This is a genomic window from Bacillus sp. FSL K6-3176 (assembly GCF_038003325.1).
In the GTDB taxonomy this organism is placed as follows: domain Bacteria; phylum Bacillota; class Bacilli; order Bacillales; family Bacillaceae; genus Bacillus; species Bacillus altitudinis.
Genome location: NZ_JBBOOX010000001.1, coordinates 2,990,409 through 3,013,464, shown reverse-complemented (window position 1 = coordinate 3,013,464; position 23,056 = coordinate 2,990,409). Strand labels below are relative to the sequence as shown.

Below are 23,056 nucleotides of genomic sequence, written 5' to 3'. Positions count from 1 at the left end.
TTTGGAGGGTTGTCTCAATTTGCTAACATTTGGACTCCCTCAACGTATGTCTCACGATGAAGAGATAAAAAATGGGGGTCCTTTTCATGAATATAAAAGTATTAGGTATTGCACCGTATAAAGGATTAGGCGATGTATTAATCGACCTTGCCAAAGACGAAAAAAGCATCACATTCCAGCTTGAAGTCGGAGATCTTAGGTCTGGTGTTGCACTGGCAGAACAGGCCGAGGCTCAAGGAATGGATATTATTATGAGCCGCGGGGGGACAGCTGCGCTTATTCAAAAACACGTCAACATTCCAGTGGTGGATATCCCTGTGTCAGGCTACGACTTGCTTCGTGCCCTCACGCTGATTAAAGATTACCAAGGGAAAAAAGCAGTAGTTGGATTTGAAAATATTACACAAGGTGTACGCACCATCGGAGAGTTATACGGGATCAAAATTGATATTTATACAATACAGCAAGAGGAAGAAGTGTGGGATCTTTTACAGCAGTTACAGGAGCAAGGGACACAGGTTGTACTGGGTGATGTGATTACAGATAAAGCGGCCAAGGAGCTGGGGATGCAAAGCATGCTCATTACCTCAGGACGTGAATCTGTCAAAGAAGCGTTTCATCAAGCAAAACAAATGTACCGTTTATATAAAGAGGCGACAGCTGAGCAGCGCCTCTTTCGTGAAATGATTGATCAAGAGTCAAAAGGGATGCTGATCATTGATCAGCACAATCAGCTTTATTTTATCAATCAGCAAATGAAAGAATGGACAGAAAAAGGGTTATTTGCACCGTTTACGTCTCATGTTGATGTGATGGATTGGTGCCCGGCGCTTGAACCAGCAGTAAAAGCAGTTCGAGAAGGAAAACAAAATGGATATTCTCAAATCTCCTTTCAGCAGCAAGTGTGGCATGTCAAAGGAAGCTTATTATCTAAAGGTGAGCTGCTTTTGACGATTGAGAAGCCTTCTGCTGTGATTAATAGGGAGGGGCAGCGTATATGGACGCTGGCTGCACCTGTTCATTCAGCACATCCATTTGCTCTTTTTACTGAGCAGAGTTCAAATATGAAAGATGTGATTAAAAGGGCAAAGGCGTTCAGCCAAACAGATCGATCGATTTGTCTCTATGGTGAACAAGGAACTGGTAAATCAAGCCTTGCTTTTGCTATTCACCAAATGAGCGAGAGGAAAAATGAGAGCTTTATGACGGTGCATTGCAGCCGTTTGACTGAATTAGATGATGTAAACATAATTCCGGTGCATCAAAAAGGGACGATCTTTCTGAAGGATATTGATCGTGTCCCAATGGCTATGCAGCCCATTATGGCCGAGCAGCTTAGTCATCATCAGCAGAACATTCGCTGGATGGCTGCATCTACAGTTGATTTGTTCAAATTGATGCAATCTGGGGCGTTTCATGAAGACCTATATACGTGTTTGCAGGAGCTCGTCATTCATGTCCCGCCGTTATCTGAACGGGCAGAAGATATTGAGGATATGAGCAGGTTATTTATAGCTGAATTAAATTCTCTTTATGGGACGCAGGTTGTTGGGCTGTCAGCAGATGTGATTGCCGCCTTTCAAAACGAGCGATTTAGAGAAAATGTCCGGCAGTTCAAGCGGATTATGGAGGAACTGGTGCTGACAACAAAAAGTGGATATATCACGTTGAGTAAAGCAAAGCCGGCAATTGAGCAACTTGCTTCTGAGAATGAAGAAAAACAGCTGTCCAGCTATTTACATGGCACGCTTGACGAGATTGAAAGACGAATCATTCGGACGGTACTGGAAGAAGAAAATATGAATCAATCAAAAGCAGCAAAGCGGCTGAATATTAACCGCACGACGCTGTGGAGAAAGTTAAAGGAATAATATGCAATGAGACCGAGGTGTCTAAATGACAAACGATCTATTAAAAAAAGGAGCGAACTTAGAGCAAAAGGTGATCATTGTGGCTGATGATTTAACAGGCGCAAGTGATACAGGTGTTCAATTTGTGAAGGCCGGTTTAAAAGCCTCTGTGCTGTTCCAGCCGTCATTTGAGGATATGAGCCGGTACAAGGAGGAAGATGTATTGATTGTCGATACAGACTCGCGAAGTATGTCTTCTGAAAGAGCGTATAATGAGGTCAGTCAAATGGTTCAGCCGTTTCTACAAGGGGATTCACACCTTTTCTTTAAAAAAATAGATTCAACGTTAAGAGGAAATATAGGAATAGAGCTTCAGGCACTAATGGATCTTGGCCGGTTTGATGCGGCAGTCATTGCCCCCGCTTACCCCGATGCGAATAGATCTACGGCCTATGGCATTCATTATGTGGAGGGTGTGCCTGTTCATCTATCAGAAGCAGCGAAGGACCCAAAAACGCCTGTCCTGACATCCAGTATTTCAGACTTAATTGAAGAGCAGACAAACATCAAGCCAAAACATCTTTCGCAGCAAGCGGTCTATTCAGAGCTAAACGAAACGAGTCATGACGTTTCATCTTTATTAAAACATGGTCATCAATGGTTTGTGTGTGATGCAGAAACGAACAATGATTTAACACAGATCGTTGATTTGTTTATGAAGATCAATCAAAGAGTGCTTTGGGTCGGGTCAGCTGGACTCGCTGGCGCATTATCATCGTATGTTGCGAAACACCGCAATCTTTCTCGTGCAAAAAAGCATGAATCTGTTCTCATCGTTTCAGGAAGTGCTTCTCAAAAAACAAATGAGCAGTTTGCTTTTTTAAGAGAAAAGCACGATTGTCTCGAGGTGAAAGTGAACCCGTTGAATGTATTAAACGGCCGTGAAGCATGGGAAAGGAAATCAGTCATGGATCAGCTGCTCATGCGTCAGGATGAAGATATTCTCCTTTATACAGACGCAAGGCCAGAAATGGTTGAACAGATGTTGGCATACGGTGAAGCGAATGGCATGACAAGACAAGAAGTAGGAAGTACCTTATCTGTCTGTCTTGGTAAGATCACAAAAGACATTGTTGAATTAACAGGGGTGAAACGCCTTTTTTTAACTGGTGGAGATACGGCGCGTGCGATATGCCATGAGCTTGGAGCAGGCGGGATTCAGCTGTTGAAAGAAATTGAACCCGGCATCCCGCTTGGGCGGCTCGTTGATACGAGTGTATATGCGGTCACAAAAGCAGGGGCATATGGTCAAAAAGATTCTGTGCTCCATGCGGTTGAAGTGTTGAAAAACATAGAGGGGGTAGACGAATGGCAAAACCAATCATTGCTGTAACGATGGGAGATGCTTCTGGGGTTGGTCCTGAAATTATTTTAAAAGCCTTCCAGCAAAGCCGTTTACATGAAGAAGCCGTTCTATTTGTCATTGGAGACACCCATATATTAAATAGGGCGAAAGATTTTGTGAATACAGATGTGGAGATTGTCAGTATTAAAGAACCGGAGGAAGCGGAACAAGTAAAAGCTGGTGCCGTTCCTTGTCTTGATCTTCATCTATTAACAAGCGATATTCCAGTAGGAGAGATTTCAAAAGAAGCAGGGAAAGCCGCTTTTCGATATCTTGAAAAAGCCATTACACTTGCGAATGACTGTAGAATTGACGGCATTTGTACAGCACCGTTAAACAAGGAAGCACTTCATAAGGCTGGTCATATGTATCCAGGGCATACAGAAATTTTAGCTGACCTGACAGGTACGGACGATTATGCCATGATGCTGGCAGCTCCTAATTTAAAAGTGGTGCATGTGACGACACATATCGGATTAATGGATGCCATCTTAAAAATCAATCCTGAGCGTGTATACACAACGATTAAACTGGCTCATGATACCCTCGTTCGGTCTGGTATCCCTGCACCTAGAATTGCTGTGTGCGGGATTAATCCACATGCCGGGGAGAATGGTCTGTTTGGAAACGGAGAAGAAGAGGAGAAGATCATTCCAGCGGTAGAACGAGCACAGGATGAAGGGGTTCAAGTATTTGGCCCGCTACCAGCTGATACACTGTTCTTTAGGGCGACAAGAGGCGACTTTGATATCGTTGTGGCGATGTATCATGATCAAGGGCATGGACCAATCAAGGTGCTTGGCTTAGAATCAGGCGTTAATATTACAGTTGGATTGCCTATAATCCGTACAAGTGTCGATCATGGGACAGCATTTGATATTGCAGGAACAGGAAAGGCTGATTCTGCGAGTATGGAAGAAGCCATTCGGCAGGCAATCATGCTTTCTGGTACGAGAGAGAACCGATAGTAAAAGTGAAAGAGCCTTCCAATGGAGGCTCTTTCTTTAGTTCATATACGTTCCGCCATTCATATTGATGGTTTCCCCTGTGATGAAATCTGACTGATCAGAGGCTAAAAAGGTGACGGCGTTTGCGACTTGCTGCGGTGTTCCAATTGTTTTCAGAGGAATTCTTTCTAAAACAGATCTACGGTATTCATCACTCCACTGTTTGCTCATGTCTGTCTCAATTGGCCCAGGACAGACAGCATTTACATGAATGTGGTGTGCTGCTAATTCTTTGGCAAGATGCATCGTTAAGTAATTGATACCTGCCTTTGAAACGCCGTAAGCGGGTGATGCATTGTGATGAGGGGTTTTGCCAGTAGTTGAACTCATGTTGACAATCTTCCCGCCTTGCTGTTTGATCATGTCAGGAATGACTGCTTGACACATGAGAAACGTACCCGTCAAATTAATATCAATTAGTCTTTTCCATTCATCAACAGATGTATCGACTGTTGATTTCCGCAAATTGATCCCAGCATTGTTGACCAATATATCAATCTGTCCGAAATGGTTTTTTGCCTTCTCAACGAGGGAGGCAGCTGTCGCTGGTAAACTAGCATCACCAGCGACAGAAACAGCGCGTGTCTCTTCCTTATTCAGAGAGGAGCAAACGTCTTGCAATAGCACTTCATTCGTTCCGTTCAGCACCACTTTAGCTCCTTTAGAGACAAATGCCTCCGCAATGGCGCGGCCAATCCCTCTGCTTGCACCTGTAATGATTGCTACTTTGTTTTGTAAAGTCATCTATCATCCCACCCATCTGTCATGATTAAAAAGCGCTTTCATTTATTATAAAATGTGATGTTTCATCATTCAACATATAAAGTGGAAATGAAGAGATTTTGAATAGAAGTGTTTCATAATAAAACAAATACATCTTTTCCACTTCAGGGTATACTAAAAGGAACAAGCAATGGATAAGGGGGAACCTCAATGAAACTTTATACAAAAACCGGAGATGAAGGTCAAACAGGCTTGATTGGCGGGCGGGCTGATAAAGATGACGCAAGAGTAGAAGCGTACGGTACATTAGATGAGGCGAATAGTTTGATTGGACTAGCCCATGCAAACTTAAGGCAGCATGGCGAATTGTTTCAAGATATTCTATCTGAGCTGATGGTCATTCAGCATGAGCTGTTTGACTGCGGCGGTGATTTGGCAGCGGTGAAACCTCCGAAAGAAGGCAAGTTAAAAGAAGAATCTGTCACAGTCCTTGAAAAGCGAATGGACGTGTATGTAGAAGAAGCCGCACCGCTGACTAAATTTATTTTACCTGGCGGCCAGGAAGGTGCTGCCCTCTTACATGTAGCGCGAACAGTCGTCAGGAGAGCCGAGCGGCATATTGTGACACTCGCAAAGCAGGAGGAAATTCCAGCAGTTACGCTCACATATGTGAACCGTCTATCCGACTATTTATTTGCTGTCGCCCGTATTGTGAATCATCGGCTCGGTGAAGCGGATGTTGAATATGAACGAAGTGCAGACGTGTTTCGTTCTAAATGAGGAAAAGCACTCTTCTAGTCGAAGAGTGTTCAGCGTGTAGGCAAACCCTCGCATTCTTTGTCAGTCCTGCGTGCCGGTGCTCACGAATGTCCAATTCGCTCCGCAAAAGTAACTGTTCTTCCTAGACTGCAAAGGTTTTCTATCACACTGAAAAGAAGACAAAGAGCTAAAATAAAGTTCATTTTAGCCCTTTGTCAATAATCTGAGCACTCTTCTAGTCGAAGAGTGCTTTTTCTATAGATTCAACCGCTCAGTCTGAGCCATGTTACGACTCTGGTCGCAACCAAAGATCAATCTACGACACGTTTTGCCGGCTTCCTTTTTTGACTATAGTTAAAGCAAGGAGCAAGAAAGGAGGCATGAAGATGAAAATCACAAGTAAAACCATCATCGGTTCAATCCTGATGTTTATCGGTTTATCCATCTTCTTTGGTGGTTCATTGGGCGGGCTGATCCCGACTTTGATTGGGGCCTGGCTCATTTATGTAGGTGTCAAAAAATATGATAAAGGCAGTAAAACAACAGGGGTCATACTCACTATTATCGGTGTATTGCTCGTCGCACAGTCGCTGCCATTTTTACTCGGAATCGCATTTGCTGGAGTACTTCTCTACTTTGGCTGGAAGATGATCAATGGTGAATCTGCAAAGGAATCATCCGGCAGAACAACATATATGGAGCCAAACACGGCACCGAACATGGAAGAATCTATGCACACGTCATTTGATCAAGAATGGGAAGATTTTTTAAAGAAAAAATAAAGGGAGGAATATGAAATGGTATTAAGAAGAGTACGTGATATGTTTGTTGCAACAGTCAATGAAGGCTTAGATAAATTGGAGAATCCGCGTGTCATGCTGAATCAATATGTTCGTGATATGGAGGACGATATTGCCAAAGCGAAACATGCGATCATTAAACAGCAAACCATTCAGCAAGGTTTCTTGAGAAAAGCAGAAGAAACAGAAGCATTTGCTGATAAGCGAAAGAAACAGGCGGAGCTGGCGTTTCAGGCAGGAGAAGAAGAACTTGTACGGAAAGCACTGACTGAAATGAAGTATTTTGAAGAAAAGCACAACGAATATCAAGAAGCCTATCAGCAATCTGTTAAACAGCTGAAAGAGCTGAAAGAACAGTTGCAGCATCTAGAAACAAAACTGCGTGATGTTAAAGACAAGAAGCAAGCGCTGATTGCAAGAGCCAATGCCGCACAGGCAAAGCAGCATATGAATGAATCTATGAATAAGGTTGATAGTGAAAGTGCTTATAAAGAATTTCTACGCATGGAGAATCGTATAGAGGAAATGGAGACAAAAGCGGGCAGCTATGCACAATTTGCCGATCAGGGTGCTTATGCTCATCTTGATTACGCTGATGAGGTTGAAAAGGAATGGCAAAAGCTTCAACGATCAAAGCAGCCTGAGAAACAGCCGGCAAACTAATGGAAATGTGTCAAAACGGAAGAAAAACAGGATTTTTCTTCCGTTATTTGATTTCTTTCTGTTTCGCTTTTCCTTATAATAAAAAGGTCAAAGGATAAAGGGATGGTATAAATGAAACGGTTCATTGGTCTAATTTGTATACTTGTTGGTGTTTTTTTGATGATTGGGATGCTTTTCAAAAATGGAGATCTCTTTCATTTGAGCTTTTCTCGTGATAAAGCGGTCACAACAGCTTCAGCGAAAAAGGATGAGGTTGAACAATTAGATATCTCTCTTTCTGGATTTCGCATCAAGGTGAAGCCGGAAGATCGTTCGGATATTTCTGTGATGGTTGTGAATGGAAAAGGGAAAATGTATGCGGAACAAACAGGCGGAACATTCAAAGTCCGTGCTGAAAATAAAGGATTTTTGTTTTTCTCTGCATTTGAAAAAGGAGAACTCTTAGTCAAAATTCCAACAGGTTATCATAAAGATGTGAAAATAACAGGTGGAATCGGCGTGAGCGAAGTAAATGGCGAAGGAAAGCTGTCTCTTCAAGATGTGACGCTCAAATCAACGAGCGGAAACCTCACAGCTGAGAACTTCTCAGCAAATCGAGTGGAAATCAAGGCGACTTCTGGCAGACTCTCAGTGTCTCATATTGATGCGAAGGAAAGTGATATTGGTGCCACTTCTGGTCGTGCTGATATTCAAGATGTAAAAGGAAAGCTGCAATTAGGCATGACAAGCGGCAGGCTGACAGCAAGCTTTGATACAATTGATTCACCAGTCGACTTTCACATGACATCAGGCAGTGCGAAATTGAACTTGCCAGATGAGGGAGATTTCAAAGTCCAAGTGAAAAAAACGAGTGGACGTATTGATCATTCGTATGGTTTTGACCAAGCGGATAGTGAAGGCCGAGGTTTTACAGGCACGCATGGGAAAGGGACACACTTAGTCGATATTGAGATGACAAGCGGAAACTTAAAATTGCGGTAAACAAACGTAAAAAGGAAGGAGGCGAGTCAACTGCGTTTTTCTAGAAATCAAATTTTAGGCATCATTGTGGTGATTTTCGGTATTAATCTTTTTCTCAAAATTATTGGGATTGGGGCAGACCTATTTTGGCCAGTGTTTTTTGCTCTAGCTGGTTATTGGCTGCACTCTCGATCTAAACGTTGGCTCGGTTCGGTTTCCTATATTTTTGCAGGCTTTCTCTTCTTGAAGTTTCTACTAAATATCACGTTTAGTTTGACTGGGTATTTATTTGCTGCCTTTTTGATCTATGCGGGCTATCGTTTATTGAAAAACAAACCTGTTTTTGATGTCGATAAAAAGGAATCATCAGACGATGGAAAGCCTTCACTGAAAGTCAATCTTGAAAAAGAGGGCGATCAGAAGAAAACAAAAAGCCAGACAAAGCCGCGCAAAGAACATGATTTCTTCATCGGTGAAGTCAGGCTGATGAAAAAACCATTTCAATTAAGCGATTTGACCATTTCAGGTTTTATTGGCGATGTCAAAATCGACTTATCAAAGGCAATCATTGCTGAGGAAGAGAGTACGATCGTCATTAGTGGACTCATCGGAGATGTCGATATTTATGTACCGCAGGATATTGAAGTGTGTGTGAGTGCTTCGGCGGCGATTGGTGATATGAAAATCATTGATGAAAAAAGAAGCGGGTTCGGCAGTAAAGTGTATGTCATGACAAATGATTATGATGAGAGCAAGCGAAAAGTGAAAATCTCCATTTCTCTCCTGATAGGGGATGTGGATGTGAGGTACTTATGAGGAAACTGCATTTAGGCATCCAGTGGCAATCTGTTCGTCTTGCAGTCGGTATCTCGCTTGGTGTTGTCATCATGACGACACTCCCGATGTTTTTTTATTACCAGCTTGATCCCATGATTTTACTGTCTACGCGGTGGTTCGGCATCCCGTTTTTTTGTATTTTGCTCATTATTAGTCTCGCCATTGGTGTATCAGCGGGGCATGTGTTTGGCTATCAGCATAAGAAGCGGCTGGATCAGCTTGTAGAGTCGATTTTGAAGTTTGAAAATGGGAATTTTGCCTATAGACTGCCTTCTCTAGGTGATGATGAAATTGGTTTGGCGGCAGATCAATTAAATGAAATGGCGAAACGAGTGGAAGGGCAAGTAGCCTCCTTACAAAAGCTCTCAAATGAGCGAGCTGAATGGCAGGTTCAAATGAAAAAATCGGTTGTCTCAGAAGAGCGTCAGCGTCTAGCGCGTGAGCTGCATGATGCAGTCAGCCAGCAGCTATTCGCCATTTCGATGATGACGTCTGCGATTCTTGAAGGGATGAAGGAAAAGGATGAAAAGATTTTAAAGCAAATGCGTCTTGTGGAACGAATGGCTGGCGATGCACAAAATGAGATGCGTGCACTCCTTTTGCATTTAAGACCGATCACCCTTGAAGGAAAAGACTTGAAAAAAGGCTTGATTGAGCTACTCAATGAATTTCAGGCAAAGCAGCCAATTGATATTGATTGGGAAATAGAAGATGATGCTCCGCTGTCTAAAGGGGTGGAGGACCATCTGTTCCGAATTGTGCAAGAAGCCCTTTCCAATGTGTTTAGGCATGCAAAGGCGACAAAGGTGACAGTACGTCTGCTTATTCGGAACCGTCAAGTTCAATTGAAAATTATCGACAACGGGATTGGTTTTCAAACAGATCATGTGAAGACTGCTTCCTACGGACTTGAATCGATACGAGAAAGAACAAGTGAAGTAGGCGGTGTCGCAGAGATTATGTCATTTGAGGGAAAAGGCACACAAATTGATGTGAAGGTTCCCATTTTTGATGAAGGAAAAGGAGAGAACGTTCGATGATTCGAGTGCTTTTAATTGACGATCACGAAATGGTGAGAATGGGTCTTGCTGCTTTTTTAGAGGCACAGGCGGATATTGAAGTCATCGGTGAAGCGTCAGATGGACAAAAAGGTGTAGAACTAGCGGTTGAATTAAAGCCAGACGTGATTTTAATGGACCTTGTCATGGAAGGCATGGATGGCATCGAAGCAACGAAAAGAATTTGTCAGGAAATAGAGGATGCCCGGATTATTGTACTGACGAGCTTTATTGATGATGATAAAGTGTATCCAGTGATTGAGGCTGGTGCTTTAAGCTATCTTTTAAAAACATCGAAAGCAGGAGAAATTGCTGATGCCATCAGGTCTGCAAGTATCGGCGAACCAAGGCTTGAATCAAAAGTAGCTGGAAAGGTCATGAACAAACTCCGCCATTCATCAAATGGGTCCATTCTGCACGATTCGTTAACCGCAAGAGAAATGGAAATATTAAAGCTGATTGCCGATGGGAAATCGAATAAGGTCATTGCTGAGGAATTGTTTATTACCATCAAAACAGTCAAGACGCATATTACCAACATTCTTTCCAAGCTTGATGTAGAAGACCGCACACAAGCGGCCGTGTATGCACATCGCCATAAGCTGATTCAATAAAAAAACAGCTTTCAAATGAAAGCTGCTGGAACATGCACAAAATTAGTCCTTCTGTCCTGTGATTGGACGTTCGGATAGTTGATGGAGCTCAGGAACTGGAAAAGCCTCCTGCTCCTCGGCCGATTTGTCTTCCAGGGTTTTCTTCATCTCGGAAAGCAGCTTGACGCTTTCCTTTGCCACTGCAGCTTTTTTCTCTTGCAAATCAATGATCTGTGAAAGTCCAACAAATAAACCGCCTCCAATCAGAAGGAGCGCAGGGGTTTGTCCATAATAAATCACGATCAAAAATGTGCTTGAAAAGCTGTCGGCTTCAATGAAGAAATCTTCTTTTGATTGCATGAATACCACGACTAACAGAAGTATTCCTAGAATCAAAAATAGAATGCCGGCCGAAAGTAAAGCTCGTTTCATGATTGACACCCTTTTTTTCTTACCATTTTAACATACTCTATTAGGATTGTGTTGCGCCCTTAGTCCCGAAGTCACGGATTTTCACATTTACCTTGTAACGAATATCCGATTCACTAAAAATGTCATCCCAATGTTTTGCTTCTTTTCGGAATTCCTTCGGATAGGCAATACTCGCTTTTTGATAAAATCCACAAATATCTGCTTTGATCTCATGCTGTAATTCCCCGATAAAATCTTTTACATTTTCCTCAAGTCGATGTGCCACGACTTTCTCAATTTCTTGGAGGTATTTTTCATTAAATGAATTTTCCCGTTCATTCCAATCCTCAGACAATCTTCCATCAAGCTCCACTGACACATCAAATTCATATTTGCCACTGGCTGTTTTATGGGTGTCAATGTTGTGTTTGATTTTAAAGATCTCAAAAGAATAAATGCTATGTTCATATTGGAATTCAATCACTCCGCCTGTTGCATCTCCAGTCAGCAGGTTGTAGGACTGCACCGCTAAAGGAGAGATGTTGGTGAGAAATCGTTTGTTCTGAATAATCGAGGCACCATCCAGCATTAATTTGCCCTGACTGACACTGACTTTCGGAATGGCAAAGGATACGTTGTTTTGCATAGCAGAAGAAATATCTCCTAAGGAAACGGGCTTGAACATACGAATGGTCGTTTTTGTATTCGAAGAAATATCGTATAAGGTGGAAGCGGCAGGCTGGCCGTCGTCATTGATTTTCAGCATATCTCCAGGCTTCTCAGAGGCCATAAAGACAAGGCTTCCTCTTCGTGTTTCATTGTCCCGAATGAATTGATTGATGACCAAATCGAAATTATTTTCATTGATAAGGTCTTGAGAAAACAAATAAACCCTCAGCTGCTGAGCAAAAATGCGGTGTGTTTTTAGGGCCGTTGTACGAAAAATTTGGTGTATGGAATCACCGCTTGTCTCAATAATCTTCGTCGGATCTTTCACGCTTGATTCTTGCTCAATTTTTTGCGGAACGAGCACCTGCATAGACAGCTTCAATTTATGTCCGTCATCTCCTTTATCTACAGCAAATCCAATTGCCATGTTGAGCTCCTCGATATTTGTACTATCCCAGCACCCGCATAATAGAATCAGTGAGAAGAGCGCAAGAACCGCTTTCTTTTTCATGCTGTTTTCCGCCTCCTTTTGAAAAATACGATGATAAATAAAAGAAACGGGAGTATACCAAATAGAAGAAAGAACAAGTTGTTTACGTAGGTTAAATAGTCTCGGACCGTATCAACATCTTTTGGGAAAAGAGCGGCAAAGAAGATCACAATGCCCATCAAGGCGAGCGCGATTTTTTTAGGGAATTTAGTCAATTTGATGACTCCTATCGTAGCAAAAAACGTATATCCTACAAAGCTCGTATAAAGCTGGACAAGCCAAACAATCAGCAAAAAGGATTCAATCCGTTCAATAAAAATCCCTTGTATATCAAACGATTGAAATAAGGCAATCGTCGGCCAAGTCAAAGTCGCTGTTTCTTTCACCGTGAACGCACCAACCACAAGAATATAGGTGAAAATATAGATGATCGCAGGAACCAAAAAGCCGATTGCGCCATAAGCAAAAGTGTGTTTTTGCGTTTTCATGTAGGCAGGCATAAACAGCATCATTTCAATACCTACAAATGAAATGGCTGATGCGTTCAAGGATTTGAAGACAGGGGAGAATCCCTCTCCTAATACAGGCCTTAAGTTATCTAATTTAAATTCTTGCACACTGAGTCCGTATGCAAGAAATAAGATAATTAGGGTGACAATGAGGAAAAATGGGCACAGTCTGGCAAAATCACCAATTCCACCAACTACGAGATAAAAACCAACCAAAATAAAGCTAATCATCGTCACGGCTACAGGTGTGTTTTGAAGTAGAAAGAATTTCACCATCTCAGACATAGCTCGTACTTCATAGCTGGCAACGCCGAGAAAGTAAATAATAATCAACAGGTTGGCAAGTGAGCCAATCCATTTTCCAAGTCCTTCTTTTGTATAGTCATAGTAGGAAGAAAAGGAGACCTTTTTCATCATGAGCACATTGACAAAAATGAACACAATGTATATCACACTCATGAGTAAGAGTGCAATCCAGCCGTCAGGTGTAGGCGCCACTTGAGCCATTGATCTTGGCAGAATCATCATACTTGCACCTAGTGTGGTATTGGCGATAATGGCACTTGCCTGATAGCTTGTGATCGACTCTTTATGATTGACCATGTCGTTCCCCTTTCTTTTGATTTTTCAAAGGCAATCTGATGATGGAATTGTCCTCATTTTTATAACTGAACACAAAATCTGGTGAAAAATATGGGGTGCCAAAGCTTTTTTGTCTTGTCAAATGAGTGAGTAAGACGAGCATAAACAGGACAAGTCCATATAAACCGAATGCAGCTGCAGTAAACATGGATACAAAGCGAAGGACACGAAATGATATCCCCATTCCATATTGAGGAAAGGTAAAGGATGCAAGTGCAATGACGCTGACAATAATGACCATAATGGAGCTGACGATATGGGCTTGTACGGCTGCCTGCCCAATGACAACACCGCCCACAAGTCCGATTGTTTGTCCAAGTGGATTAGGAAGCCTTAACCCAGCCTCTCGCAGCAGCTCAATGGTCATTTCCATGATGAGTGCTTCCACAATAGGAGGAAAGGGGACATTCTCTCGTGTACTTGAGATGGAAATAGCTAAAGTTGTGGGCAAAAGGCCTTGATGGAAGGACACAAGGGCAATATAAATGGCTGATAAAAACAATGTGAGAAAGATGGACGTAAAACGTAGCAAACGAATAAGAGAGGCGGCGATCCATCTTTCATAATAATCATCAGGTGACTGCATAATTATCGCAAGGGAAGCAGGCACAATTAAGATAAAAGGCGAATGATCAACAAAGATGGCGACGCGCCCATTGTTTAAAGCAGATGCGACTTTATCAGGCCGTTCTGTGTTTTGAATTTGCGGAAAAGGAGAATATACATTGTCTTCAATGAGCTCCTCAAGAACGCCTGAGTCTTGAATATCATCAATGGTGACTTGTTTGAGACGCTTTTTTACCTCTTTTAAAACAGAGGGCTCAACGATCCCGTCAATGTACATGATCGATACTTGGGTGTATTTCTTTTCGCCGATTTTCATGTCTACTGTTTTGAGATCAGGATTTTTCAAACGCTGTCTGACGAGAGCTAAGTTCGTGTTGATATCTTCAATGAAACCAATCTTTGGTCCTCTTACGACGGTTTCAGATGTAGCATCTCCTAAACTGCGTTTCTTCGTTCCGTGTGTTTCTAAAATATAAGCGTGCTGAAATCCATTAATCAGTACGACACAATGTCCTTGAAAAATGGCATCTACCAGCTCTTCAGAGGTTTCCACCGTACGAGTTGTCATCATTGATAAATTGGATTCTAGCTTCTCTTTTGTTAGAGTTGCATGATCTTGCAATAGCAGTTTTAAGAAGGTTTGAATCTGCATCGCTTCGTTCATTTCTTTAATGTATAAATAGTAGACAACCTGTCCATGAGGCAATGTTTTTTTCTCATGGATCAAATCATCCATGTCCTTTAACTGAGGGAGAATGGCAGAGAGATTATCGTATAAGTGCTCTTTCAATGGAGTTTGATTCAAATGGATCACCCGCCTCAATTTCTTTTTCTTAGCATTACCTGCTTGAAAAAACAATATTCTGTGTTACATTATTTTGTGGTATATGAAAGAATCACGGTGTTGGAGGAAAGAAGATGGCGCAAATTCGTTTAGCAGGAACAAAAGAGGAGATCGACCTTATTCTACAGTCGTTTGACAAGCATTATGAGGTGACTTATACGTCAAAAGATTACGGAAAAACAAATCCAAAATACAAATATTCCAAAGATGTTCGTGTTTATATTGAACTAAAATTAAAATAAAGATAAAATTTTAATTGAAAACGCTTAAAGGATTTTCGTTTTTTGTATAGAATAGAGTTGAGTGATGAAGCTATGGAGGGATACATAATGACAGAATTTAGAATCGAAAAAGATACAATGGGCGAAATCAAGGTGCCACAGGACAAGTTCTGGGGTGCACAAACACAACGAAGCAAAGAAAATTTCAAAATCGGTTCTGAGAAAATGCCAAAGGAAGTTGTGAATGCGTTTGCAATTTTGAAACGTAGCACAGCGATTGCGAACGAACGTCTAGGCAACTTAGAAAGTGAAAAAGCAGAAGCGATTGCTGCTGTATGTGATGACATCATCAGTGGAAAGTATGACGAGCATTTCCCGCTTGTTGTATGGCAAACAGGAAGTGGAACACAAAGTAACATGAACATGAACGAAGTCGTTGCAAATAGAGCAACTGCTTACTTGAAAGATAAAAATAGTGAATTCAGCATTCACCCGAATGACGATGTCAACCGCAGCCAAAGCTCAAATGATACATTCCCAACGGCTATGCACGTGGCAGCTGTTTTAGCTGTGTACAAAAAGCTATTGCCTGCGATTGACCAGTTAAGAGCGACGCTTGATGAGAAAGCGAAAGCATACCAAGAGATCGTGAAAATTGGCCGTACGCATTTGCAAGATGCAACACCTCTTACAGTGGGCCAAGAGATTAGCGGCTGGGTGTACATGCTTGATCGTTCAAAAGAAATGATTTTAGAATCTACTGAAAAAATGAGAGAACTTGCCATTGGCGGAACAGCTGTTGGTACGGGAATTAACGCACATCCTGAGTTTGGTAAATACGTGGCTGAAGAAATCAGCCAGTTAACAGGTCAAACGTTCAATTCTTCACCAAACAAATTCCATGCGCTGACAAGTCATGATGAAATCACATATGCACACGGTGCGCTTAAAGCACTTGCAGCTGACTTAATGAAAATTGCCAATGATGTGAGATGGCTTGCAAGTGGTCCTCGCTGCGGAATTGGTGAATTGATCATTCCTGAAAATGAGCCAGGCAGCTCCATTATGCCAGGAAAAGTCAACCCAACTCAAAGTGAAGCTTTAACAATGATTGCCGCACAAATCATGGGGAATGATGCAACAATCGGTTTTGCCGCAAGCCAAGGAAACTTCGAGCTGAACGTATTTAAGCCGGTCATCATCTATAACTTCTTGCAGTCAGTTGAATTGCTTGCTGACGGTATGAACTCATTCCATGACAAGTGTGCTGTTGGAATTGAACCAAACCTAGAAACAATCGAGAAAAACCTGAATAATTCATTGATGCTTGTGACGGCACTGAACCCGCACATCGGATATGAAAATGCAGCGAAAATTGCGAAGCTTGCGCACAAAGAAGGTTTAACGTTAAAAGAAGCTGCCCTTCAATTAGAGCTATTAACAGAAGAGCAGTTTGAAGAGTTTGTGAAACCAGAAGAAATGGTGACACCGAAAGCAAAATAAGACACCAGAGGCCTCTGTGCCTCTGGTTTTTATATGGAAACATAGCGAGGTGAAAGGTGTTTGAGGCAGCTAAAGACAAGATTTATTAGGTGGTTACGGACACGGGATGTTGAATTTTTCCAATTGGTATCACAGGATACGGAGGAGTCTGCTTTTTTATTATATGTTGATCAAAGGTGCCAAAAGAGTGGAAATCATATTGATATATACTTGATTTCTAATTTTGAACTGTCAGAAGAATCGTATGAAGATGTGTTAAGCTTCAATAACGATATGCTTGGTAATAAACCAGCCTGTTCGTATTATATGGACATACTGCCGGTGGAGGAAGAATTTGATTTTGATTTTCCGTATGACATGCTGGCTGTTCAAAGATATGTAGATGAATTGCTTGAAAGAGTCCAAGCGAACAAACTTCCTGACATAACAGAAAAGAATTTTGATTATTTGTCACAATAAAACCCAGGGCAAGCAAGCCCTGGGTTTTATAAATGATCTTCTTTTAGAATGCGTAATAAGGAGCCGGAGACCGGCTGAAGCGGTGTGTATAATTTCAATTGATAAAGCATGCCTTTGACGATGACTTGTCTTGGTTTTTGTTTGTTTAACTCGTTTTCTAAAATGCCAAGCGCTTCAAATAAATCTGGCTCGTCTTTCACTTCATAATGTGCTTCTGCCAGCTCTCTTAATTCTTTTAATAGAGATTCTGTGAGCGGGTCAAATGATCGTTCATAAATCGGGCCGAACCAGTCGCTTGCTTGGTCCACAGAAATGAGTGGATGGTCATTGCGCTTCATCATACCGCCCATTAGATCATCGATACGGTGAATCATTGTTGCGGCAAGCTCCTCTGCTTCGAGCTGAAAATCATATAAAATGGCAAGCTCAAAGTAAACGTGACTCATGCCCTCAATCGTTAAACATAGATCAGCCATATAAGGAATGGCCGCATCTCCATACACTTGCTTAATGTTATCAATGTGCAACTGAATCGTCGCAAGTCGAATTTGCTTTGCGAGCTGTTGCGTTTCTTCGTTCAATGGGAGCGCCCTGTCGCTTAGCTGCATTTTAATAAAATCTTTTTGCTGCAAAATATTATCGTAATAGACAGTGAGCTGTTTCCGGTAGGCCTCTTTTGGTGTGCCGCCCTCTGTTTGAACCTCATGAATCCGGGTAAATACCTTATCGTAATAGTAATGCAAGATCGAAATAAGTAGTGCTTCCTTCGATTTGAAATAAAGGTAAAACGCACCCTTTGACATGTGGCATTCATCCGCAATTTCCTGAACAGACGTTGTATTATAGCCTTTGCTGGCAAATAACTTCATACCAGCCTCAATAATCATTTTTTCTTTCTTTTTCAATATGAATGTCATCCTTTCTTACCGAGCGACAAATGTCTTAGGAAACGTGCGCAAAGAGATGTGACTTATCGGTCATAAACGACAAAACTTTTCAAAAATTAATCAGATTGTAACTTGTTTTTTACAGTGTAATTCTTTATATTATAAAGTAAGGTGACCAACCGGTCAAAAATGTGAAAGGATGATGTTCCATGAGAGAAATTGATGATATGATTAGACGCTTGAAAGCAAAAGGAATTCAAGTAGAAAAAGTCAAAATGCCGAAAGAGACAACCATTGAAAAGAAATGGATGTATCAAGCTGGCAAGAAGATCAAAGCCACATACCGTGATTTCAATGGGTATTCATTCATCTAAAAAAAGACTGCGGTGTAAAACCTACAGCCTCTTCTTTGGAACAGTGATCGTATAGCGTACACCTAGTTCATCATTTTCAATTGATATGGACGCTTGATGCATCGAAAGAATTCGTTTGACAATGCTTAATCCAATGCCGAATTCGCCCTTTTTTCCCTTACTAAAAGGTTCGTATAGGCTGGATAGCATGTGTTCTTCAATTGGAGGGCCATCATTACGAATGACGATGCGAATTTGATCCTCTTCCTGCTTCATATGAATATCAATTTTATTTTTTGCGTAGCGAAGTTGATTTTCTAATACATTTTCAAATAATTTGCTCCATTGTTCTGGATCGCCTTCAAGTGCAGCCTCATCATCTAAGTCCACGTTCCACTGCAATTCATTTTTCGACCAGCGTAAACGGTCAACCACTTCCAGCATTGTATTACTCACAAGGAAGGGAGAATGCGCCGGATGTTGTTTTGATAAATAATCAAGCTTTGTTAAATACAGCAAATCTTTGATTTTCTTCTCAAGCTTTTCCGCTTCGCCTTCAATCACTTCCACCGTTTGTTCAAGATCTCCTTTAGGGAAAATTCCATCTTTAATAGACTGCGTATAACCGCGGATGACCATCACAGGTGTTTTTAAGTCGTGTGATATATTTTGCAAAAGCGTTCGTTCTGTTTCATCCTTTTGAATGAGCTTTTGTCTCATTTCTTCAATCGTATGCCCCAGCTTGCCAATTTCATCTTGCCGGTCAACCATCACAGGATCGTCCCAGTCTTCTTGTGCAATGCGCTTGACGTGCTTTTCAAACGCGACGATTGGACGTGATAAGTAGCGGGCGAGCCAAATCGATGGAATCCAGCTTAGTAAAATAACAGTTCCTAAGATGAAAATCAGCTGTTTAAACAGTGTAAAGGACAAGTCATCTCGATAAGAATCGGGTGCATATGACAAGAGAATATATTGTGTATTGCCAGTTGAGACTTTTTTGATCACAAAAAAGATATGCTGGCCATTCACTTCTTCAGAATAGCGTTTTGTTGCGCTTTTTTGTTTTTTAACAAAGGACTGCACTTTTTCAATAAAGGCATGCGGGAAAAACTGAGCCATTTGATTTAATTCATCTGACGGAATCAGAATGTGCTGAACCGAGCGGTTTTCTGGTGTCGACTTTGGTGAGCCGTCTCGATTCAGAGGGTATTCTGTTAACACTTGCTGCTCGTTTTCGATGTTTTTATAAATTTCATTCGTAAAGAAGCTGCGTAATGTATTTGAAAATAAAATGATCAGGACAATCGAGATGGTGAGTAAAATGCCAGAGATGACAACCCAAATTTGAAAAGCGAGTGGTTTGTTCTTCATCCTTTTAGCATCCTATAGCCAAATCCATAAATGGTCTCGACTTTTAAGTCAGGCATTTTTTTTCGCAGCCGTCTGACAAGATCATCGACCACACGATCTGTCCCGAAGTAATCGTGCCCCCAGATCTTGACGAGGATATCTTCCCGGGAAAAGGCATGTCCTTGATGATGGGTAAATAAGAGCAGCAAATCAAATTCCTTAGACGTTAAGTTAATCAGCTGATCTCCTTCATACACCTCTCTTACGTCCTCATGAATGATATAGGAAGAAACGGGTGTGACGCTTTGCTGAGGTGTGTCACTGTTTTTATATACAAGCTCCAGCAGCTTTTGCACGCGGATGATCAGCTCGCGCGGAAGAAAGGGTTTCGCAATATAATCACTGCTCCCGAGTTCTAAGCCAAGCACACGATCAATATCTGCATCACGTGCCGAAATAAAAATGACCGGTACGTCAGGCGAGGCTGCTTTGATTTCTTTAATGAGTGTGTAGCCGTCCGTATCAGGCAGCATAATATCTAAAATCCATAGATGCGGTGGCTTGTTCATGGCCGCGCGTGCCGCTTCTCCGGTTAAAAAAGAGGACACATTCCAATTTTCACTCTCTAAATATTTGGTTAACAGTTCATTTAAATTCTGCTCATCTTCAACTAAATAAATGGTGTACGACAAAGTCTTCCACATCCTCTCAACGTCATTATAACGGGATACAAAGGCGGCATGTCAACAATCACACGCTTTTTTCACAATTTCACATATTCTTCTCATTATTATCCCATAATGTTTGTTTATGATAAGCTCAAGGGAAAAAAGGGCATAGACAAAAGGCTAATGAATAGGTGCTTTTCACCAATGTGCACACCTTGCTTTTTTTCTATGAATAAGTATTATATAATTTGACATATTGTCATAAAGAATTTTTCAATGATATTGCCATTAAGAGGACATGAGTCCTGTCTAGACATATGAATGAAGCATTTCATGAAAATGATGCAAAGGAGTGCAAGCGATGGATTTCCGAAGAGAAGATGAAGAGAAAAAAATGAATGATCAAGAACACACACATCAAGAGAATGAGAAACAAATAGAAGAACCAGAAAAAGAGAAAGAACTCGTTTTTCACCATCATGAAAACGAAGCATCTGCCTCTCAGGAGAGGGTGACAAATGGGTCTCCTCAAGTGATTGATGACCGTTCGTCTAAAAAGGAGAAAAAACGAAAGGCTGCATGGCTAAGTCCGATTCTTGGAGGGATTATTGGTGGCGGTCTTGTGCTTGGCATTACACCGCTTTTACCGCAGTCACAAGATACAGCGGCAAACACTCAAACCCAAACAGCATCAAGCGAACCGGCTTCATCTGAAAATTTCTCAACAAAACAAATCACCAATGCGACGAATGTTGCTGATATGGTAGAAGATTTAGAGCCGACGATTGTAGGGGTTTCAAACTATCAATCTACACAAAACTCGTTCGGTCTTAGCGGTGATTCAACTGAAGCAGAAGCTGGAACGGGTTCTGGTGTCATCTTCAAAAAAGATGGAAAAAAAGCATACATTATCACCAATAACCATGTAGTCGAGGGTGCCAATAAATTAAAGGTCACACTATACGATGGGAAAACAAAAGATGCGAAGCTTGTCGGCAGTGACGTAATGACAGATTTAGCTGTCGTGGAAATAAATGCTGACGGCATTGATAAAGTTGCAAGTTTTGGAGATTCTTCTAAGCTACGTGCTGGAGACAAAGTCATTGCAATCGGGAACCCGCTCGGTGCGCAGTTCTCTGGTACAGTAACAGAAGGGATTATTAGTGGTCTCGATCGTACCGTTGAAGCCAATACATCATCTGGAACTGTTGAGATGAATGTACTTCAAACAGATGCAGCCATTAACCCTGGAAACAGTGGCGGTCCGCTGATCAATACAGACGGTCAAGTCATCGGCATCAACAGCTTGAAAATTAGCGAAAGCGGAGTAGAATCACTCGGATTTGCGATCCCAAGTAACGATGTAAAACCGATCGTAGATCAGCTGTTGAAAAATGGAAAAGTCGAACGTCCTTACCTTGGCGTACAAATGATTGACCTTGAGCAAGTGCCTGAAACGTATCAGGAAAATACACTTGGCCTATTTGATAAACAAATCGGTAAAGGCATCTATGTAAAAGATGTTTCAAAAGGATCTCCTGCACAAAAAGCAGGCTTGAAGTCTGGAGATGTCATCATCAAGTTCAAAGGAAAAGATGTAGCGAACAGCTCACAGCTGAAAGAAATCCTTTATAAAGAAACAAAAATTGGCGATAAAACGACAATGACTGTCATTCGTGATGGAAAGAATAAAAATCTTGATATTACCCTTGGGCAGTCTGATAACGAATAAAAGAAAACAGGTGGATAAAAGATCCACCTGTTAGATTGTTGACAAAGGGCTAAAATGAACTTGATTTTAGCCCTTTGTCTTCTTTTTTTCAGCGTGATAGAAAACCTTTGAAGTCTAGGAAGGACGAGTACTGGCGCGGAGCGAATTTGACATTCGTGAGCACCAGCACGCAGGACTGACAAAGAATGCGAAGGTTTGTCTACACGCTGACAGGTGGATAAGCGATCCACCTGTTTTTTTGTGCCTATTTTTTTGAGGATAGTGTCCGTAAAATAATGTTTTCCCATACATTCCAAGGCAAGAGCTGCTTTGCTATGAATGAAAGCCGAACACCTTTCCCCACAAGATACCTTAGCTTCTTTAGTCGCTTCTTCTCTGCAAGCGAAACCACAAGCTCTGCAACTTCGCCTGGATCTCCATAGTTGTTTTTTTGCGTCTCTATATAGGACATCATGTTTTGATAAATAGTTGTGTATTTAGAACCTGCTGATGGTGGTGTCATTTGCTCATTCATGGAGGTGTTCCAAATGTTCGTTTGGAAAGAACCCGGCTCAATCAAAGCGGCCTGAATACCAAACGCAGCCAGCTCAATTCGCAAACTCTCTGTATAGCCCTCTAGTGCAAACTTTGACGATACATATGGAGAGAGTGCGGGCATTCCCATGAGTCCGCTGATACTGCTCATATTCAATATTTTTGCACCGCTCGTCATCAACGGAAGGACTGCTTGTGTCATTTCCATCACACCAAAGACATTGACTTCAAATTGCTCACGGTACTGGTCAACAGGCACTTCTTCAGCAAAACCAGCATAGGCCGTTCCCGCATTGTTCACAAGCAGGTGAATGGGAGCATAGGCATTAAGCCTTTTTTGAAATGCTTGAATGGACTGTGTATCTGTCACATCTAATGCTTCAATATGTATTGATTCGGATAAAGCGGCGTTCTTTACTTCTTCGGCAAGCTTTTTCGCATTGGTTTCCTGTCTTACGCCAGCAATCACAGTGTACCCTTGCTGAGCGAGACGCAGTGTGATGAGCTTTCCGAAACCGCTGTTGGCACCAGTCACAATGGCTGTTTTATTCATCTTCCG

24 protein-coding genes are annotated in these 23,056 nt (G+C 41.7%); 15 read left to right on the top strand and 9 right to left on the bottom strand.

Translation table 11 applies throughout. The features are described 5' to 3' along the window. Positions 1-86 precede the first annotated feature (86 nt). From MHB38_RS15795 to pdxA, 3 genes are read left to right on the top strand one after another with little or no spacing between them, the layout of a single operon-like run. Positions 87-1,871, top strand: coding sequence for a sigma-54-dependent Fis family transcriptional regulator (locus MHB38_RS15795; RefSeq protein ID WP_169476064.1), 1,785 nt, complete (start codon positions 87-89; stop codon positions 1,869-1,871). 25 nt (positions 1,872-1,896) lie between these two features. After that, positions 1,897-3,243 carry a four-carbon acid sugar kinase family protein gene (locus MHB38_RS15790; protein WP_048003203.1) on the top strand — a complete coding sequence of 449 codons (1,347 nt, stop codon included), beginning with the start codon at positions 1,897-1,899 and terminating at the stop codon, positions 3,241-3,243. Further along, on the top strand, positions 3,219-4,223 hold the full coding sequence (gene pdxA, locus MHB38_RS15785) for a 4-hydroxythreonine-4-phosphate dehydrogenase PdxA (protein WP_048003202.1): 1,005 nt from the start codon (positions 3,219-3,221) through the stop codon (positions 4,221-4,223). Before MHB38_RS15790 ends, pdxA begins: the two co-directional genes overlap by 25 nt. Before the next feature lie 36 nt (positions 4,224-4,259). On the opposite strand, the gene MHB38_RS15780 is transcribed toward pdxA, so the two are convergent. Beyond that, on the bottom strand, positions 4,260-5,006 hold the full coding sequence (locus MHB38_RS15780) for an SDR family NAD(P)-dependent oxidoreductase (protein WP_048003201.1): 747 nt from the start codon (positions 5,004-5,006) through the stop codon (positions 4,260-4,262). A gap of 189 nt (positions 5,007-5,195) precedes the next feature. On the opposite strand from MHB38_RS15780, the gene MHB38_RS15775 reads away from it, so the two are divergent. From MHB38_RS15775 to MHB38_RS15745, 7 genes are all read left to right on the top strand, one after another. Continuing rightward, positions 5,196-5,765: a cob(I)yrinic acid a,c-diamide adenosyltransferase gene (locus MHB38_RS15775; RefSeq protein ID WP_035701336.1), complete on the top strand. Its 570-nt coding sequence runs from the start codon at positions 5,196-5,198 to the stop codon at positions 5,763-5,765. 365 nt (positions 5,766-6,130) lie between these two features. Next, a complete protein-coding gene (locus MHB38_RS15770) occupies positions 6,131-6,526 on the top strand; it encodes a hypothetical protein (protein WP_035701334.1) in 396 nt (131 codons plus the stop codon). 15 nt (positions 6,527-6,541) lie between these two features. Beyond that, positions 6,542-7,207: a stress responsive protein LiaH gene (gene liaH / locus MHB38_RS15765; RefSeq protein WP_035701331.1), complete on the top strand. Its 666-nt coding sequence runs from the start codon at positions 6,542-6,544 to the stop codon at positions 7,205-7,207. 111 nt (positions 7,208-7,318) lie between these two features. After that, the gene (gene liaG, locus MHB38_RS15760; protein WP_048003425.1) at positions 7,319-8,188 is read left to right on the top strand and encodes a LiaG family protein; all 870 of its coding nucleotides are present in this window, start codon (positions 7,319-7,321) and stop codon (positions 8,186-8,188) included. Between the two features lie 30 nt (positions 8,189-8,218). Beyond that, entirely contained in the window at positions 8,219-8,983 is a 765-nt protein-coding gene (gene liaF / locus MHB38_RS15755) for a cell wall-active antibiotics response protein LiaF (protein ID WP_007500301.1), read from the top strand. Next, positions 8,980-10,044, top strand: coding sequence for a two-component system sensor histidine kinase LiaS (liaS, locus tag MHB38_RS15750; RefSeq protein WP_007500303.1), 1,065 nt, complete (start codon positions 8,980-8,982; stop codon positions 10,042-10,044). The genes liaF and liaS overlap by 4 nt, the downstream gene beginning before the upstream one ends. Beyond that, positions 10,041-10,676: a response regulator gene (locus MHB38_RS15745; RefSeq protein ID WP_007500305.1), complete on the top strand. Its 636-nt coding sequence runs from the start codon at positions 10,041-10,043 to the stop codon at positions 10,674-10,676. The genes liaS and MHB38_RS15745 overlap by 4 nt, the downstream gene beginning before the upstream one ends. A 42-nt stretch (positions 10,677-10,718) precedes the next feature. On the opposite strand, the gene MHB38_RS15740 is transcribed toward MHB38_RS15745, so the two are convergent. Genes MHB38_RS15740 through MHB38_RS15725 form a run of 4 tightly spaced genes read right to left on the bottom strand, consistent with a single transcriptional unit; the run spans position 10,719 to position 14,748 of the window. Further along, positions 10,719-11,087 carry a hypothetical protein gene (locus tag MHB38_RS15740; protein ID WP_007500307.1) on the bottom strand — a complete coding sequence of 123 codons (369 nt, stop codon included), beginning with the start codon at positions 11,085-11,087 and terminating at the stop codon, positions 10,719-10,721. A 40-nt stretch (positions 11,088-11,127) separates the two neighbouring features. Beyond that, positions 11,128-12,246: a Ger(x)C family spore germination protein gene (locus MHB38_RS15735; RefSeq protein WP_008347083.1), complete on the bottom strand. Its 1,119-nt coding sequence runs from the start codon at positions 12,244-12,246 to the stop codon at positions 11,128-11,130. Then, on the bottom strand, positions 12,243-13,337 hold the full coding sequence (locus MHB38_RS15730) for a GerAB/ArcD/ProY family transporter (protein ID WP_341003902.1): 1,095 nt from the start codon (positions 13,335-13,337) through the stop codon (positions 12,243-12,245). Before MHB38_RS15730 ends, MHB38_RS15735 begins: the two co-directional genes overlap by 4 nt. Further along, positions 13,324-14,748 (bottom strand): spore germination protein, encoded by a 1,425-nt coding sequence (locus MHB38_RS15725; RefSeq protein WP_144716400.1) that lies wholly within the window; start codon positions 14,746-14,748, stop codon positions 13,324-13,326. Before MHB38_RS15725 ends, MHB38_RS15730 begins: the two co-directional genes overlap by 14 nt. A gap of 113 nt (positions 14,749-14,861) precedes the next feature. Here MHB38_RS15725 and MHB38_RS15720 point away from each other — a divergent pair, with 113 nt between their 5' ends. The 3 genes from MHB38_RS15720 (at position 14,862) to MHB38_RS15710 (ending at position 16,970) form a co-directional block, all read left to right on the top strand. Then, complete coding sequence (locus MHB38_RS15720; protein WP_017359274.1) at positions 14,862-15,029, top strand: YvzF family protein; 168 nt, start codon at positions 14,862-14,864, stop codon at positions 15,027-15,029. A gap of 87 nt (positions 15,030-15,116) precedes the next feature. Then, positions 15,117-16,511: a class II fumarate hydratase gene (fumC, locus tag MHB38_RS15715; protein ID WP_017359275.1), complete on the top strand. Its 1,395-nt coding sequence runs from the start codon at positions 15,117-15,119 to the stop codon at positions 16,509-16,511. Positions 16,512-16,634: 123 nt separating this feature from the next. Further along, positions 16,635-16,970, top strand: coding sequence for a hypothetical protein (locus MHB38_RS15710; protein ID WP_202734716.1), 336 nt, complete (start codon positions 16,635-16,637; stop codon positions 16,968-16,970). 26 nt (positions 16,971-16,996) lie between these two features. On the opposite strand, the gene MHB38_RS15705 is transcribed toward MHB38_RS15710, so the two are convergent. Then, a complete protein-coding gene (locus MHB38_RS15705; RefSeq protein ID WP_017359276.1) occupies positions 16,997-17,875 on the bottom strand; it encodes a TetR/AcrR family transcriptional regulator in 879 nt (292 codons plus the stop codon). A 191-nt stretch (positions 17,876-18,066) separates the two neighbouring features. Here MHB38_RS15705 and spxO point away from each other — a divergent pair, with 191 nt between their 5' ends. Further along, a complete protein-coding gene (gene spxO, locus MHB38_RS15700) occupies positions 18,067-18,231 on the top strand; it encodes an anti-adapter protein SpxO (RefSeq protein WP_008347070.1) in 165 nt (54 codons plus the stop codon). 21 nt (positions 18,232-18,252) lie between these two features. On the opposite strand, the gene MHB38_RS15695 is transcribed toward spxO, so the two are convergent. Together MHB38_RS15695 and MHB38_RS15690 are read right to left on the bottom strand one after the other, a co-directional pair. Next, a complete protein-coding gene (locus MHB38_RS15695) occupies positions 18,253-19,584 on the bottom strand; it encodes a HAMP domain-containing sensor histidine kinase (protein WP_007500323.1) in 1,332 nt (443 codons plus the stop codon). Beyond that, a complete protein-coding gene (locus MHB38_RS15690) occupies positions 19,581-20,255 on the bottom strand; it encodes a response regulator transcription factor (protein ID WP_008347066.1) in 675 nt (224 codons plus the stop codon). The genes MHB38_RS15695 and MHB38_RS15690 overlap by 4 nt, the downstream gene beginning before the upstream one ends. A 337-nt stretch (positions 20,256-20,592) precedes the next feature. On the opposite strand from MHB38_RS15690, the gene MHB38_RS15685 reads away from it, so the two are divergent. Beyond that, entirely contained in the window at positions 20,593-21,963 is a 1,371-nt protein-coding gene (locus MHB38_RS15685) for a S1C family serine protease (RefSeq protein ID WP_008347064.1), read from the top strand. Between the two features lie 244 nt (positions 21,964-22,207). On the opposite strand, the gene MHB38_RS15680 is transcribed toward MHB38_RS15685, so the two are convergent. Next, a complete protein-coding gene (locus tag MHB38_RS15680; RefSeq protein WP_148779690.1) occupies positions 22,208-23,050 on the bottom strand; it encodes an oxidoreductase in 843 nt (280 codons plus the stop codon). Between the last annotated feature and the right edge of the window lie 6 nt (positions 23,051-23,056).